The following is a 15,925-nucleotide window of genomic DNA, read 5'->3' as shown; positions in this document are numbered from 1 at the left end:
TTGTTCCTCCTGCATTGAGAGCGCGAAGATTACCTGATGTGCTGGCGCTTAGCTATCAACTATTGAACCTATTGGGAAATCCAAATTGAGCGGTTCTGTTACCCCTTTCATAATGGACAATAAATACCAGACTGACACGTTCCAACCTCAGAGGTTCCTATGAATACGGTATGTGCTTCCTGCCAGGCAACCAATCGCGTTCCGCAAGAACGACTTGCCGATGGAGCAACATGTGGTCGCTGCGGCACCGCGTTATTTAATGGCGAAGTGATTAGCGCTACTGCTGCCACGCTAGACAAGTATCTGCAAGATGATTTGCCGGTTGTCGTCGATTTTTGGGCCCCCTGGTGCGGGCCTTGCGTGAACTTTGCGCCGGTATTCAAAGATGTTGCCGGTGAACGAAGCGGACAAGTGCGCTTTATTAAAGTTAACACCGAAGCCGAACCTGCGCTTAGCGCGCGTTTCCGCATTCGCAGCATTCCTACTATTATGCTGTTTAAGAAAGGCGAAATGGTTGACATGCTTAACGGTGCAATGCCAAAAGCGCCGTTTAATGAATGGCTCGACGAATCGCTTTAATCCTCAAAGGCCAGCCACGCTGGCCTTTTCCTTTTCTGTTGCGCTTCGATTACACTGACGTTTTTCCTGTCCCGAATAATCATGTCTGATAACGCCGTTTTACGCCTGCGTACTCAACGCCTGGCGCGCGCCACGCGCCCTTTTCTCGCTCGCGGTAACCGCGTGTTGCGCTGTCAGGGTTGCCTGTTGCCAGAAAAACTCTGCCTCTGCTCCTCAATCCAGCCACAAACGGCACGCAGCCGCTTTTGTCTGGTGATGTTTGATACGGAACCGATGAAACCAAGTAATACCGGGCGTTTGATTGCCGATATTCTGCCGGAAACGCAGGCTTTTGGTTGGTCGCGCATCGAACCGGATCCGTTATTACTGCAAGCCGTGGCTAATCCCATGTATCAACCGCTGGTGGTTTTTCCTGCTGCCTATGCTGATCCTGACCGCGAAGTGTTAACTGCCCCGCCGCTGAGCGGTAAACCGCCACTGTTTATTATGCTGGATGGTACCTGGAGCGAAGCGCGTAAAATGTTCCGCAAAAGTCCGTGGCTGGATACGTTGCCGGTGATGTCGCTCAATGTCAGCACGCCGTCGCGTTATACCCTGCGTGAAGCGCACGGCGAGGGGCAACACTGTACCGCCGAAGTGGCGGCAGCGCTGCTTGAACAAGCAGGAGATCGATTCGCAGCCGATGCACTACTTAACCATTTCGAGCAATTCCGCGCCGCCTACTTAGCCGGTAAACCGCATCATCCTGGCCAGGCAACAGAAATCTGAAGAAGATCTGTAGCTTGCGATCTGCCGGGCGGCAGGGTCGCTAAAAAGCGTTTACAATCATGCAAATCCTGAGCTCTGGAGAGCGAGATGAGCCAACGCGGACTGGAAGCGCTGTTACGACCTAAATCGATTGCGGTGATTGGTGCTTCAGTAAAGCCCGGGCGTGCCGGGTATTTTATGATGCGCAATCTGTTGGCGGGCGGCTTTAGCGGCCCGGTTCTGCCGGTCACGCCAAAATACAAAGCGGTCAGCGGCGTACTCGCCTGGCCCACCATCGACAGTTTACCTTTCGCACCCGATCTTGCAGTGATCTGCACTCACGCCCGACGCAATTTTGAACTACTGCAACAGCTCGGCGAAAAAGGCTGCAAAGCCTGCATTATTCTCTCCGCTCCTGCCAGCCAGTTAGAAGAGCTTAAAGCCTGTGCCAGCCGATGGCAGATCCGTTTGCTCGGCCCCAACAGTTTAGGCTTGCTCGCGCCGTGGCAAGGTTTAAATGCCAGCTTTTCGCCAGTACCGATTGAAAAAGGCCGTATCGCGTTTATTTCGCAATCCGCTGCCGTTTCCAACACTATTCTGGACTGGGCGCAGCAGCGTAATTTGGGATTTTCATGGTTTATCGCTTTAGGCGATAGTTTAGATACTGATGTTGACGATCTGCTCGACTTCCTCGCTCGCGACGGCAAAACCAGCGCCATCCTGCTCTATCTTGAACACCTAAGTGATGCGCGACGTTTTGTCTCTGCTTCGCGCAGTGCATCGCGTAACAAACCCATTTTAGTGATAAAAAGTGGCCGCAGCCGGCAGGCACAAGCGCTACTCGGCACCCACAGCGGGCTGGATGCCGCCTGGGATGCCGCAATTCAACGCGCCGGATTGCTGCGAGTGCAGGACACACATGAACTCTTCACAGCCGTGGAATCATTGAGTCATATGCGTCCACTGCGCGGCGAGCGTTTAATGATTGTCAGCAACGGCGCTGCGCCGGCCGCGCTGGCGCTTGATGAACTTTATGCGCGTAACGGCAAGTTAGCGACGCTGAATGCAGAGACACTACAGCAGCTCGCCGGCGTATTACCAGAAGGGACCGGCTACGGTAATCCACTGGATTTAAAAGACGATGCTACGCCAGAGCGCTACGTTGCCTGCATCAATATTCTGCTGAATAGCCATGATCTTGATGCATTGATGATAATCCATGCACCTAGCGCCGTTGCGCCTGCTACGGAATCAGCAGAGCAGTTGATCAACGCGATTTCTCAGCATCCACGTGGCAAGCTGGTTACGCTGCTGACCAACTGGAGCGGTGAGTTTTCATCGCAGGCTGCACGGCGTGCTTTTACCCAAGCAGGGATCCCAACCTGGCGTACGCCTGAAGGTACGGTGACGGCATTTATGCATCAGGTGGAATATCGCCGTAATCAAAAGCAGTTACGTGAAACGCCAGCCCTGCCCACCAGCCTGACGCAAGATAGCGCGCAGGCACATCAGTTACTGTCTCAAGCGTTGGAAAAAGGCATTACCTCGCTTGATACGCATGAAGTTCAACCCGTCTTAGACGCATACGGTTTAGCGACATTACCTACATGGATCGCCAGCGACAGCGCGGCGGCGGTGGCCATTGCAGAGCAGATTGGTTATCCAGTAGCGCTTAAGCTGCGCTCGCCAGATATCGCGCATAAATCAGATGTACAAGGCGTGATGCTTTATTTGCGTAACGCTGCAGAGGTGCAAGGTGCGGCAGACGCGATTTTTGATCGCGTTAAACACACTTTGCCCCAGGCACGTATCGAAGGTTTATTAGTGCAAAGCATGGCGAATCGCGCGGGAGCACAAGAACTGCGTGTGGTTGTTGAGCATGACGCCCTGTTTGGCCCCATTATCATGTTGGGAGAAGGTGGCGTTGAGTGGCAAGCCGATAAACAAGCTGCCGTTGCGCTGCCACCGCTGAACATGACGCTGGCGCGTTACCTGGTGATTCAGGCGATTAAAAGTGGCAAAATTCGCAGCCGTAGCGCGTTGAACCCGCTTGATATTGCTGGCTTGAGTCAATTGCTGGTTCAGGTATCTAACCTTGTCGTAGATTGCCCGGAGATTCAGCGGCTCGACATCCATCCGCTGCTGGTGTCTGGCAATGACTTTACCCTGCTCGACGTGACGCTGAACCTTGCCCCTTTCAGCGGTGACAATGAAGCGCGCTTGGCCATTCGTCCTTATCCTCAGCATCTTGAAGAACAGGTTGAATTAAAAGATGGTCAATATTGCCTGTTCCGGCCTATTTTGCCTGAGGATGAGCCGCTGCTACGCGATTTTATTGGACAGGTCACTAAAGAAGATCTCTATTATCGCTATTTTAGTGAGATCAATGAATTTACTCATGACGATCTCGCCAATATGACGCAGATTGATTATGACCGTGAAATGGCGATTATTGCCCTCCGACAGCATCAGGGGCAGCCAGAAATTATTGGCGTGACGCGGGCCATTTCTGATGCGGATAATGTCGATGCGGAGTTTTCGGTGCTCGTGCGCTCTGATTTGAAAGGCCTTGGCATGGGACGACGTTTACTGGAAAAGATGATTCGCTATACCCGCGATCACGGTCTGCAACAATTGAACGGTATCACCATGCCCCATAATCGCGGCATGATTACTTTGGCGCGAAAACTCAACTTTCATGTTGATATTCAATTGGATGACGGTATTGTCAGTCTTAAATTGTCGCTGCAGGATGATATCAACTAACCTTGTAGAGAAAGGTAAAAATCGCCCCGATCGGCGTCGTTGATGTTATTATTTATCGTTATGACCCTGATTTGATGGCAAAAGGCCATGCAATGAACAGAGAAGAAGTGCACTGTGATGTTGTCTAAATTTAAACGTAATAAACACCAACAACACCTCGCACAGCTGCCGAAACTGTCACAATCCGTTGCGGATGTGTCGACACTTTACTCGCCTGCCGAATTTCGTCAGACGCTGCTGGAGAAGATCGCGGCAGCGCAATCCCGCATTTGCATCGTTGCGCTTTACCTGGAAAATGATGATGGCGGTCGCGCTATCATGAATGCACTCTATGCGGCGAAACAAGCGCGCCCGCATTTGGATATCAGCATTCTGGTTGACTGGCATCGTGCGCAGCGTGGACGTATTGGCGCCGCTCGCGGCCTGACCAACGCTGACTGGTATTGCGAGATGGCGACGCAGCATGCGGATATCGCTATTCCCGTTTACGGCATTCCGGTAAATACGCGTGAAGCGCTCGGTGTACTGCATCTTAAGGGTTTCATCATTGATGATACGCTGCTTTATAGCGGTGCCAGCCTGAACGACGTCTATCTGCATCAGCATGATAAATACCGTTATGACCGCTATCAGATAATCCGAAATCCAGTGCTGGCTGATACCATGTTTGAATGGATGAATATCAACCTAAAGCAGGCAGAAGCAGTAAATCGGCTGGATTTTGCTGAACGCCCTTCAAGCCCGGAAATTAAAAATGAAACTCGCCAGTTCCGTCAGGATCTGCGCGGTTTTAATTATCAGTTTGAAGGTAACGGACATAATGAAGAGCTGACGGTAACGCCGCTAGTGGGATTGGGCAAACGCAGCTTACTGAACAAGACCATCTTTCATTTGATGCCTTGCGCGGAGCAAAAACTGGTAATTTGCACGCCTTACTTTAATATGCCCGCGATTTTGGTCAGAAATATCATCCACTTACTGCGCCAGGGTAAGAAGGTTGAGATTATTGTTGGCGATAAAACTGCTAATGATTTCTATATTCCTGAAGATCAGCCGTTTAAAATTATCGGCGCTCTGCCTTATCTCTATGAAATTAATCTTCGCCGCTTCCTGAGTCGCTTACAGTATTATGTGGATAACGATCAGCTAGTTGCGCGATTGTGGAAAGATGGCGAAAACAGCTATCACCTGAAAGGGATATGGGTCGACGATGAATGGCAGCTGATTACCGGTAATAACCTTAATCCGCGTGCATGGCGACTCGATCTTGAAAATGCAGTATTGATTCACGATCCGCTGCAACAGCTTACGGAGCAACGTGAAAAAGAGTTAACGTTGATTCGTCAGCATACGACTGTGGTGAAACATTATCGCGAGCTGGAAAGTATTGCCGATTACCCTGCAAAGGTTCGCAAACTTATCCGCCGCCTGCGTCGTATCCGTATCGACCGTTTGATCAGTCGCATTCTATAATCGGCGTGGGCTTTTCAGGAAAACCCACCCGTATTTTGCTATTTGCTGCTGTGCTCTGTAGCGGTTGTGCTCACGTTGCGGAAGATCGCTGGACAGGCAAGGATAAAGCAGAGCATTTCTTTGCTTCAGTGGCTTTGGCAGCGGCTGGCAGCGAATATGGCGATCATCAGCACCTATCCACGCGTCAAAGCAGCACGATAGGAATGATGTTTTCTCTGAGTTTTGGCGTCGGGAAAGAGTGGTTTGACAGCCGCCACGATGGCAGCGGCTGGAGTTGGAAAGATTTAGCCTGGGATGTTGCCGGAGCGTCTAGCGGCATCGCTTTGTGGAATTTGAGCCATTAAAGCTTGATGCCCTTGCCACGTTTGTGCAGCATGAGTGAGACTAAAAATGCCAGCGCGCCCATTGCCGAAACGTACCAGAAGAAGGTCGTTTCAATTCCCTGTTGCTTCATCAACAAGGCAATGTATTCTGCCGATCCTCCAAAAATTGCATTCGCAACCGCGTAAGATAAACCCACACCTAATGCTCGCACCTGCGGCGGAAACATCTCAGCCTTCAAGATGCCACTGATCGCGGTATAAAAGCTGGTGATGAGTAAGGCAAGCATAATCAGTAGAAAAGCAATCCATGGACTTTGTACATTTTGCAGCAGAGTCAGGATTGGAACAGTACAGATCGCTGCACCCGCCCCGAAGATCATCATCGATCCACGTCGACCAATCTTATCTGACAATGCCCCAATGGCGGGTTGCAACAACATGAAGAACAGCAATGCGCCAGTCATCAATCCGCTCGCTGTTTTAGCATCCATACCTGCTGTATTAACTAAATACTTCTGCATATAGGTTGTGAAGGTATAAAAGCTGAGTGAACCGCCGGCTGTAAAACCTAAAACCATTAAAAAAGCACGCGTATGATTACGCAGCAATCCACGAACGCTGCCTGCATCTTCATGTTCACGGCTTTTCTTGTCCGAGGTTTCTTCCAGAGATCGACGCAGCCATAACGCCACAATAGCCAGTGCTGCACCAAGGAAAAACGGGATACGCCATCCCCAGTTACGCAGTTCCTCGTCGCTGAGGGTGAACTGCAATATAACCACCGTTAACACTGCCGTTAATTGGCCACCAATCAGGGTGACATATTGAAAAGAAGCGTAGAATCCTTTACGTCCTTCAAGCGCGACTTCACTCATATAGGTTGCGCTAGTACCGTATTCGCCTCCCACTGATAAGCCCTGAAACATACGTGCCAGTAACAAAATAATGGGTGCAGCAACCCCGATGCTTTCATAGCCAGGCAAACATGCAATGACCAGTGATCCAAAACACATCATGCATACGGAGATCAGCATTGATTTCTTTCGGCCATGGCGATCTCCAATATAACCAAATAACCATCCCCCAATGGGTCGCATTAAAAAACCAGCGGCAAATACGCCGGCTGTTTGCAGCAACTGCGTTGTGGTATCGCCTGCCGGAAAGAAAATATGTGCGAAGTAGAGTGAGAAAAATGAATATACATAGAAATCAAACCACTCAACTAAGTTGCCCGATGACGCACCTACGATGGCCCAAATGCGTTTTTTTGTTGAATCAGGATGCGAGCTTTCGTCGCTTTGGTTTTTGATGATATCTGTCATGCCTTGCCTCTTTTCCTTGCTGATAAGCAGCGTTAAAGGATTGAGTAAAGCATTTGTTAAGGGCTAACGGGAAGTGGATCAACTCTGATATTGCGATTTGTGACTGGACCGATTATTTGCTTGTAACACATGCAATTTTTACAGGGAATACCTGTATAAATTGTTGTTGAGAGCTGGCTATATTGAGTGATTTAAAAACAAATAGGTACCAGAAATCACTTTATGGCGGGAGGGTACTGAGGAAAGCGCTGAGGCCTTAACCGGCGGGCACGTTATTGCCGTGGCCGGCGATGCCTGCCCGGCGCTTCACGTCCCCGTTCTGAACATCAGCCGGCCTGACCGGGTGGCTGACTTTATCGCCGGCTGGCTTGCCGGCCGCTGAGCCGCCGGTATTTACCGCTTGCCGCTGCCGTCTGCCCGGATGCAGGACGTAAAAAAGCCCTTTGCGGATGCAAAGGGCTTTTTTACTTAATTGATGCCTGGCAGTTCCCTACTCTCGCATGGGGAGACCCCACACTACCATCGGCGCTACGGCGTTTCACTTCTGAGTTCGGCATGGGGTCAGGTGGGACCACCGCGCTACAGCCGCCAGGCAAATTCTGTTGTCCCGCGCCGCTTCCGCCGCGCAGGGTTATCCGTCGAACAAGCTGAAAATCTCTGTCTCTACAACCAAAACGCCTCTGGCGTTGTAAGGTTAAGCCTCACGGGTCATTAGTACCGGTTAGCTCAACGCATCGCTGCGCTTACACACCCGGCCTATCAACGTCGTAGTCTTCAACGTCCCTTCAGGACCCTCAAGGGGTCAGGGAAAACTCATCTCGGGGCAAGTTTCGTGCTTAGATGCTTTCAGCACTTATCTTTTCCGCACTTAGCTACCGGGCAGTGCCACTGGCGTGACAACCCGAACACCAGCGGTGCGTTCACTCCGGTCCTCTCGTACTAGGAGCAACCCCCTCAGTTTTCCAGCGCCCACGGCAGATAGGGACCGAACTGTCTCACGACGTTCTAAACCCAGCTCGCGTACCACTTTAAACGGCGAACAGCCGTACCCTTGGGACCTACTTCAGCCCCAGGATGTGATGAGCCGACATCGAGGTGCCAAACACCGCCGTCGATATGAACTCTTGGGCGGTATCAGCCTGTTATCCCCGGAGTACCTTTTATCCGTTGAGCGATGGCCCTTCCATTCAGAACCACCGGATCACTATGACCTGCTTTCGCACCTGCTCGAGCCGTCACTCTCGCAGTCAAGCCAGCTTATGCCATTGCACTAACCTCACGATGTCCGACCGTGATTAGCTGACCTTCGTGCTCCTCCGTTACTCTTTAGGAGGAGACCGCCCCAGTCAAACTACCCACCAGACACTGTCCGCAGCCCGGATTACGGGCCTACGTTAGAACATCAAGCATTAAAGGGTGGTATTTCAAGGTTGGCTCCACGCGGACTGGCGTCCGCGCTTCAAAGCCTCCCACCTATCCTACACATCAAGGCTCAAGGTTCAGTGTCAAGCTGTAGTAAAGGTTCACGGGGTCTTTCCGTCTTGCCGCGGGTACACTGCATCTTCACAGCGAGTTCAATTTCACTGAGTCTCGGGTGGAGACAGCCTGGCCATCATTACGCCATTCGTGCAGGTCGGAACTTACCCGACAAGGAATTTCGCTACCTTAGGACCGTTATAGTTACGGCCGCCGTTTACCGGGGCTTCGATCAAGAGCTTCTCCTTGCGGATAACCCCATCAATTAACCTTCCGGCACCGGGCAGGCGTCACACCGTATACGTCCACTTTCGTGTTTGCACAGTGCTGTGTTTTTAATAAACAGTTGCAGCCAGCTGGTATCTTCGACTGGCTTCAGCTCCGGGAGCAAGTCCCTTCACCTACGCGCCAGCGTGCCTTCTCCCGAAGTTACGGCACCATTTTGCCTAGTTCCTTCACCCGAGTTCTCTCAAGCGCCTTGGTATTCTCTACCTGACCACCTGTGTCGGTTTGGGGTACGATTTTGTGTTACCTGATGCTTAGAGGCTTTTCCTGGAAGCAGGGTATCAGTTACTTCAGCACCGTAGTGCCTCGTCATCACGCCTCAGCCTTGAGGCCGTCCGGATTTACCTGGACTGCCAGCCTACACGCTTAAACCGGGACAACCGTCGCCCGGCTAACCTAACCTTCTCCGTCCCCCCTTCGCAGTAACACCAAGTACAGGAATATTAACCTGTTTCCCATCGACTACGCCTTTCGGCCTCGCCTTAGGGGTCGACTCACCCTGCTCCGATTAACGTTGAACAGGAACCCTTGGTCTTCCGGCGAGCGGGCTTTTCACCCGCTTTATCGTTACTTATGTCAGCATTCGCACTTCTGATACCTCCAGCAGACCTCACAGTCCACCTTCGACGGCTTACAGAACGCTCCCCTACCCAACAGCGCTTACGCGCCGCTGCCGCAGCTTCGGTGCATGGTTTAGCCCCGTTACATCTTCCGCGCAGGCCGACTCGACCAGTGAGCTATTACGCTTTCTTTAAATGATGGCTGCTTCTAAGCCAACATCCTGGCTGTCTGTGCCTTCCCACATCGTTTCCCACTTAACCATGACTTTGGGACCTTAGCTGGCGGTCTGGGTTGTTTCCCTCTTCACGACGGACGTTAGCACCCGCCGTGTGTCTCCCGTGATAACATTCTCCGGTATTCGTAGTTTGCATCGGGTTGGTAAGCCGGGATGGCCCCCTAGCCGAAACAGTGCTCTACCCCCGGAGATGAGTTCACGAGGCGCTACCTAAATAGCTTTCGGGGAGAACCAGCTATCTCCCGGTTTGATTGGCCTTTCACCCCCAGCCACAAGTCATCCGCTAATTTTTCAACATTAGTCGGTTCGGTCCTCCAGTTAGTGTTACCCAACCTTCAACCTGCCCATGGCTAGATCACCGGGTTTCGGGTCTATACCCTGCAACTTAACGCCCAGTTAAGACTCGGTTTCCCTGCGGCTCCCCTATACGGTTAACCTTGCTACAGAATATAAGTCGCTGACCCATTATACAAAAGGTACGCAGTCACCCCATAAAAGAGGCTCCCACTGCTTGTACGTACACGGTTTCAGGTTCTGTTTCACTCCCCTCGCCGGGGTTCTTTTCGCCTTTCCCTCACGGTACTGGTTCACTATCGGTCAGTCAGGAGTATTTAGCCTTGGAGGATGGTCCCCCCATATTCAGACAGGATACCACGTGTCCCGCCTTACTCATCGAGCTCACAGCTTGTGCACTTTTGTGTACGGGACTATCACCCTGTACCGTCGGACTTTCCAGACCGTTCCACTAATGCACAAGCTGATTCAGGCTCTGGGCTGCTCCCCGTTCGCTCGCCGCTACTGGGGGAATCTCGGTTGATTTCTTTTCCTCTGGGTACTTAGATGTTTCAGTTCCCCAGGTTCGCCTCGCAACACTATGTATTCATGTTGCGATGATGCACTGAGTGCACCGGGTTTCCCCATTCGGACATCGACGGCTGTAGCGGTTCATATCACCTTACCGTCGCTTTACGCAGATTAGCACGTCCTTCATCGCCTCTGACTGCCAGGGCATCCACCGTGTACGCTTAGTCGCTTAACCTCACAACCCACAGGCGTTTTGCAACGCTGCGTGCTGCAAGCATTTGAGAGACTCGAACGCGTCGCCTGTGCACCCCTTATTACGGAGGAGTGCGGCGCGCGTCGTTTCAATTTTCAGCTTGTTCCGGATTGTTAAAGAGCAGTAAAACTTCGCAATGCACTCGAAAATGCATTCTGAAGTTTTGTTTGGGTATCAACGGGGAGTTGATGGTGGAGCTAAGCGGGATCGAACCGCTGACCTCCTGCGTGCAAGGCAGGCGCTCTCCCAGCTGAGCTATAGCCCCAAAAGTCTGGTAAAACCCGTCGACCAGTGATCCTGAAAACAGGATTTGGTAGGCCTGAGTGGACTTGAACCACCGACCTCACCCTTATCAGGGGTGCGCTCTAACCACCTGAGCTACAAGCCTGCCGGGGTTTTACTGCTTCTTTACTTTTCTATCAGACAATCTGTGTGAGCACTTCGCGGGAAGGTATCTTCAGGTAAGGAGGTGATCCAACCGCAGGTTCCCCTACGGTTACCTTGTTACGACTTCACCCCAGTCATGAATCACAAAGTGGTAAGCGCCCTCCCGGAGGTTAAGCTACCTACTTCTTTTGCAACCCACTCCCATGGTGTGACGGGCGGTGTGTACAAGGCCCGGGAACGTATTCACCGTGGCATTCTGATCCACGATTACTAGCGATTCCGACTTCACGGAGTCGAGTTGCAGACTCCGATCCGGACTACGACGCACTTTGTGAGGTCCGCTTGCTCTCGCGAGGTCGCTTCTCTTTGTATGCGCCATTGTAGCACGTGTGTAGCCCTACTCGTAAGGGCCATGATGACTTGACGTCATCCCCACCTTCCTCCGGTTTATCACCGGCAGTCTCCTTTGAGTTCCCGACCGAATCGCTGGCAACAAAGGATAAGGGTTGCGCTCGTTGCGGGACTTAACCCAACATTTCACAACACGAGCTGACGACAGCCATGCAGCACCTGTCTCAGAGTTCCCGAAGGCACCAAAGCATCTCTGCTAAGTTCTCTGGATGTCAAGAGTAGGTAAGGTTCTTCGCGTTGCATCGAATTAAACCACATGCTCCACCGCTTGTGCGGGCCCCCGTCAATTCATTTGAGTTTTAACCTTGCGGCCGTACTCCCCAGGCGGTCGACTTAACGCGTTAGCTCCGGAAGCCACGCCTCAAGGGCACAACCTCCAAGTCGACATCGTTTACGGCGTGGACTACCAGGGTATCTAATCCTGTTTGCTCCCCACGCTTTCGCACCTGAGCGTCAGTCTTCGTCCAGGGGGCCGCCTTCGCCACCGGTATTCCTCCAGATCTCTACGCATTTCACCGCTACACCTGGAATTCTACCCCCTCTACGAGACTCAAGCCTGCCAGTTTCAAATGCAGTTCCCGGGTTGAGCCCGGGGATTTCACATCTGACTTAACAGACCGCCTGCGTGCGCTTTACGCCCAGTAATTCCGATTAACGCTTGCACCCTCCGTATTACCGCGGCTGCTGGCACGGAGTTAGCCGGTGCTTCTTCTGCGGGTAACGTCAATCGACGCGGTTATTAACCGCATCGCCTTCCTCCCCGCTGAAAGTACTTTACAACCCGAAGGCCTTCTTCATACACGCGGCATGGCTGCATCAGGCTTGCGCCCATTGTGCAATATTCCCCACTGCTGCCTCCCGTAGGAGTCTGGACCGTGTCTCAGTTCCAGTGTGGCTGGTCATCCTCTCAGACCAGCTAGGGATCGTCGCCTAGGTGGGCCATTACCCCGCCTACTAGCTAATCCCATCTGGGCACATCCGATGGTGTGAGGCCCGAAGGTCCCCCACTTTGGTCTTGCGACGTTATGCGGTATTAGCTACCGTTTCCAGTAGTTATCCCCCTCCATCGGGCAGTTTCCCAGACATTACTCACCCGTCCGCCACTCGTCACCCAAAGAGCAAGCTCTCCTGTGCTACCGTCCGACTTGCATGTGTTAGGCCTGCCGCCAGCGTTCAATCTGAGCCATGATCAAACTCTTCAATTTAAGTTTGATTTGCTTAAACAAGTTAAGCGGTGCTCATCTGTAAAACGTCATAATGAATTTCATTATGTGTTCACTCGTGAGGCTTGATATTTTTTACGTCCGGAGACGCTGATATCCATCCTGCGAGTGCCCACACAGATTGTCTGATAAATTGTTAAAGAGCAGTGCGAACAGCGGCTTAGCCGGTCTGTCGCGAGGGGCGTATAATACGCTTTCCCTCCTCAGAGTCAACCTCTTTTTCAGAAGCTTTTCTCCGGCGACGCAGTTTCCTGTGTCTCCTGAACCGTCATCCCGTTGCCGGTTTGCCGTGTCAGTGGAGGCGCATTATAGGGAGTTCTTCCGGGCTGACAAGTGCTAATCTCAAGTTTTTATTCAACCGCTCAATATTTAAACCACCTGCTTATTTTATGAACCAATTATCGCTTTTTACCCATAAAAAACGGGCCAAAAGGCCCGTTTTTTATTTGAGGAGTGTTATTGATGAGCTGTTATTACACTGTCTTTAACATCCATTTCGATAGTTTTGCCCGGAACCAATACACCGGAAAGTATTTGCTGAGCCAGCGGATTTTCAATCTGCTGCTGAATAGCTCGTTTAAGTGGACGCGCGCCATAAACCGGATCGTAGCCATTCTCACCAAGCAATTTAATCGCTTCACTGGAAATGTGCAGTTTATAACCGCGATCTTCCAGACGCTTATACAAACGCTGCAACTGAATATGCGCGATTGAAGCGATATGTTTCTCAGCTAATGGATGGAACACAACCACTTCATCAATACGGTTAACAAACTCAGGGCGGAAATGCTGCCCTACTACTCCCATGACGATATCTTTCATTTCGCCATAATTGAGATTGCCGAAACGCTCCTGAATCAAATCCGATCCCAAATTCGATGTCATGATGACAACTGAATTGCGGAAATCCACAGTTCGTCCTTGTCCATCGGTTAAGCGCCCATCATCGAGAACTTGCAACAGGATGTTGAACACATCTGGATGTGCTTTCTCTACTTCATCCAGAAGAATGACTGAATAAGGACGACGACGAACCGCTTCTGTTAAATAGCCGCCCTCTTCATAGCCAACATAACCAGGAGGCGCACCGACCAGTCGCGACACAGAATGTTTTTCCATGAATTCAGACATGTCGATACGTACCATCGCGTCATCGCTATCAAACAAGAAGTTCGCCAATGCCTTGCACAGCTCAGTTTTACCTACCCCTGTCGGCCCAAGGAATAAGAAAGAACCGATCGGGCGATTAGGATCCGACAATCCCGCGCGGCTACGGCGAATAGCATTCGATACAGCTTCAACCGCTTCGTCCTGGCCGATGACACGTGCGTGCAGTTCTTGCTCCATACGTAAAAGCTTATCGCGCTCGCCTTCCATCATGCGCGCCACAGGAATGCCGGTCCATCGCGCTAACACATCGGCAATTTCAACGTCGGTAACTCGATTACGCAGCAGCTTCATCATCTTGCCTTCAGCCTGAGTCGCTGCAGCCAGTTGTTTCTCAAGCGCTGGAATCTTGCCGTACTGCAACTCGGACATTTGGCCGAGGTCGCCTAAGCGGCGAGCCTGCTCAAGTGTAAGGCGCGCTTGCTCAAGTTCAGCCTTGATGTTCTGCGTACCGGATAAAGATGCTTTTTCCGCTTTCCACTCATCTTCAAGTTCAGCGTACTCACGCTCTTTTTGATTCAGCTCACTCTCTAACATCTCAAGACGTTTGATGCTGGCGTCATCCGCTTCTTTCTTAAGTGCCTGCTGCTCCAGTTTCAGCTGAATAATCCGGCGTTCAAGACGGTCAAGCGATTCAGGCTTAGAGTCCATCTGCATGCGGATGCTTGAGGCCGCCTCATCAATCAAGTCAATCGCCTTGTCGGGTAGCTGGCGATCAGCAATGTAGCGATGCGATAAGGTTGCGGCCGCGACGATAGCCGGATCGGTAATTTGAACGTGGTGATGCAATTCATAACGCTCTTTCAGCCCACGCAGAATAGCGATGGTGTCTTCAACGCTTGGCTCAGCGACGTAGACTTTCTGAAAACGACGTTCTAACGCAGCATCTTTCTCTATATATTGACGATACTCATCCAGCGTCGTCGCGCCCACACAGTGCAACTCACCACGCGCCAATGCAGGTTTAAGCATATTACCAGCGTCCATCGCGCCGTCAGCTTTACCCGCGCCAACCATAGTATGCAGCTCATCAATAAACAGGATGACATTTCCCTCCTGTTTAGAAAGATCGTTCAATACACCTTTTAAGCGCTCTTCAAACTCACCACGGTATTTTGCGCCCGCCACCAGCGCGCCCATATCCAACGCCAGTACGCGGCGGCCTTTTAAACCCTCCGGTACTTCACCATTAATGATGCGCTGAGCCAGTCCTTCAGCAATAGCCGTTTTACCCACGCCAGGTTCACCAATAAGCACGGGATTGTTTTTGGTGCGCCGTTGCAATACCTGAATAGTCCGGCGAATCTCTTCATCACGACCGATTACTGGATCGAGTTTGCCTAATTCAGCACGCTCGGTTAGATCGATGGTGTATTTTTTCAATGCCTGCCGCTGATCTTCAGCCCCTTGATCACTCACGTTTTCTCCTCCACGCATCTGGTCAATGGCCTTGGTTAGCTTTTCATTGGTTGCGCCAGCAGATTTAAGGATATCTGCCAAAGAACCACGTGAATCGAGGGCCGCCAGAACAAATAATTCAGATGAAATAAAATTGTCGCTGCGCTTCTGCGCCAGCTTGTCACATAAATTGAGCACACGGACTAAATCAGATGAAGGCTGAACATCACCTTCAGTCCCTTCCACTTGAGGCAGACGATCGACCGCCTGCTCTACCTGCGTGCGTAAGGTTGCAACGTCCGCACCTGCAGACGTTAATAATGGACGTACCGTTCCGCCTTCTTGATTAAGCAACGCGCTCATCAAGTGCAGAGGTTCGATAAATTGATTGTCATGTCCCAGAGCGAGGGACTGCGCATCGGCGAGAGCCAGTTGGAATTTGTTGGTAAGACGATCCAGACGCATGATTCCTCCCATTACAGGTCAAAATGCTACTGGAGATTAAATGAGGTCAT

General features: G+C 51.4%; 7 protein-coding genes, 2 tRNA genes and 3 rRNA genes. 5 read left to right on the top strand and 7 right to left on the bottom strand.

The window, feature by feature from the left end; all coding sequences use genetic code 11:
* Nucleotides 1-159 precede the first annotated feature (159 nt).
* The 5 genes from trxC (at nt 160) to KQP84_RS07460 (ending at nt 5,909) form a co-directional block, all read left to right on the top strand.
* Nucleotides 160-579, top strand: coding sequence for a thioredoxin TrxC (gene trxC / locus KQP84_RS07485; protein WP_215845799.1), 420 nt, complete (start codon nt 160-162; stop codon nt 577-579).
* 81 nt (nt 580-660) lie between these two features.
* A complete protein-coding gene (locus KQP84_RS07480; RefSeq protein WP_215845798.1) occupies nt 661-1,347 on the top strand; it encodes a tRNA-uridine aminocarboxypropyltransferase in 687 nt (228 codons plus the stop codon).
* Nucleotides 1,348-1,434: 87 nt separating this feature from the next.
* A complete protein-coding gene (locus KQP84_RS07475) occupies nt 1,435-4,092 on the top strand; it encodes a bifunctional acetate--CoA ligase family protein/GNAT family N-acetyltransferase (RefSeq protein WP_215845797.1) in 2,658 nt (885 codons plus the stop codon).
* Between the two features lie 117 nt (nt 4,093-4,209).
* On the top strand, nt 4,210-5,565 hold the full coding sequence (pssA, locus tag KQP84_RS07465; protein WP_215848227.1) for a CDP-diacylglycerol--serine O-phosphatidyltransferase: 1,356 nt from the start codon (nt 4,210-4,212) through the stop codon (nt 5,563-5,565).
* Nucleotides 5,566-5,600: 35 nt separating this feature from the next.
* On the top strand, nt 5,601-5,909 hold the full coding sequence (locus KQP84_RS07460; RefSeq protein ID WP_252515236.1) for a YfiM family lipoprotein: 309 nt from the start codon (nt 5,601-5,603) through the stop codon (nt 5,907-5,909).
* Here KQP84_RS07460 and KQP84_RS07455 read toward each other — a convergent pair.
* The 7 genes from KQP84_RS07455 to clpB form a co-directional block, all read right to left on the bottom strand.
* On the bottom strand, nt 5,906-7,210 hold the full coding sequence (locus tag KQP84_RS07455) for an MFS family transporter (protein ID WP_215845795.1): 1,305 nt from the start codon (nt 7,208-7,210) through the stop codon (nt 5,906-5,908). The two genes, KQP84_RS07460 and KQP84_RS07455, sit on opposite strands and share 4 nt — an antisense overlap.
* A gap of 477 nt (nt 7,211-7,687) precedes the next feature.
* A 5S ribosomal RNA gene (gene rrf / locus KQP84_RS07450) occupies nt 7,688-7,803 on the bottom strand.
* A 97-nt stretch (nt 7,804-7,900) separates the two neighbouring features.
* Nucleotides 7,901-10,806, bottom strand: a 23S ribosomal RNA gene (locus KQP84_RS07445).
* A gap of 207 nt (nt 10,807-11,013) precedes the next feature.
* A tRNA-Ala gene (locus KQP84_RS07440) sits at nt 11,014-11,089 on the bottom strand.
* Nucleotides 11,090-11,135: 46 nt separating this feature from the next.
* A tRNA-Ile gene (locus KQP84_RS07435) sits at nt 11,136-11,212 on the bottom strand.
* A 74-nt stretch (nt 11,213-11,286) separates the two neighbouring features.
* A 16S ribosomal RNA gene (locus tag KQP84_RS07430) occupies nt 11,287-12,827 on the bottom strand.
* The 16S, 23S and 5S rRNA genes sit together here with 2 tRNA genes alongside, the layout of an rRNA operon.
* Nucleotides 12,828-13,301: 474 nt before the next feature.
* On the bottom strand, nt 13,302-15,887 hold the full coding sequence (gene clpB / locus KQP84_RS07425; RefSeq protein WP_215845794.1) for an ATP-dependent chaperone ClpB: 2,586 nt from the start codon (nt 15,885-15,887) through the stop codon (nt 13,302-13,304).
* Nucleotides 15,888-15,925 lie beyond the last annotated feature (38 nt).

It is taken from the genome of Candidatus Pantoea bituminis, from assembly GCF_018842675.1.
Classification (GTDB): Bacteria; Pseudomonadota; Gammaproteobacteria; order Enterobacterales; family Enterobacteriaceae; genus Pantoea; species Pantoea phytostimulans.
The sequence above is the reverse complement of the archived record's forward strand: the minus strand, read 5'-3'. Positions and strand labels throughout refer to the sequence as shown.

Bases quoted from the DNA above. Each gene is read 5' to 3' on its own strand.
- KQP84_RS07475 (WP_215845797.1), top strand. From the start codon at position 1,435: ATGAGCCAACGCGGACTGGAAGCGCTGTTACGACCTAAATCGATTGCG.
- clpB (WP_215845794.1), bottom strand. From the start codon at position 15,887: ATGGGAGGAATCATGCGTCTGGATCGTCTTACCAACAAATTCCAACTG.
- trxC (WP_215845799.1), top strand. From the start codon at position 160: ATGAATACGGTATGTGCTTCCTGCCAGGCAACCAATCGCGTTCCGCAA.
- KQP84_RS07455 (WP_215845795.1), bottom strand. From the start codon at position 7,210: ATGACAGATATCATCAAAAACCAAAGCGACGAAAGCTCGCATCCTGAT.
- KQP84_RS07480 (WP_215845798.1), top strand. From the start codon at position 661: ATGTCTGATAACGCCGTTTTACGCCTGCGTACTCAACGCCTGGCGCGC.
- pssA (WP_215848227.1), top strand. From the start codon at position 4,210: ATGTTGTCTAAATTTAAACGTAATAAACACCAACAACACCTCGCACAG.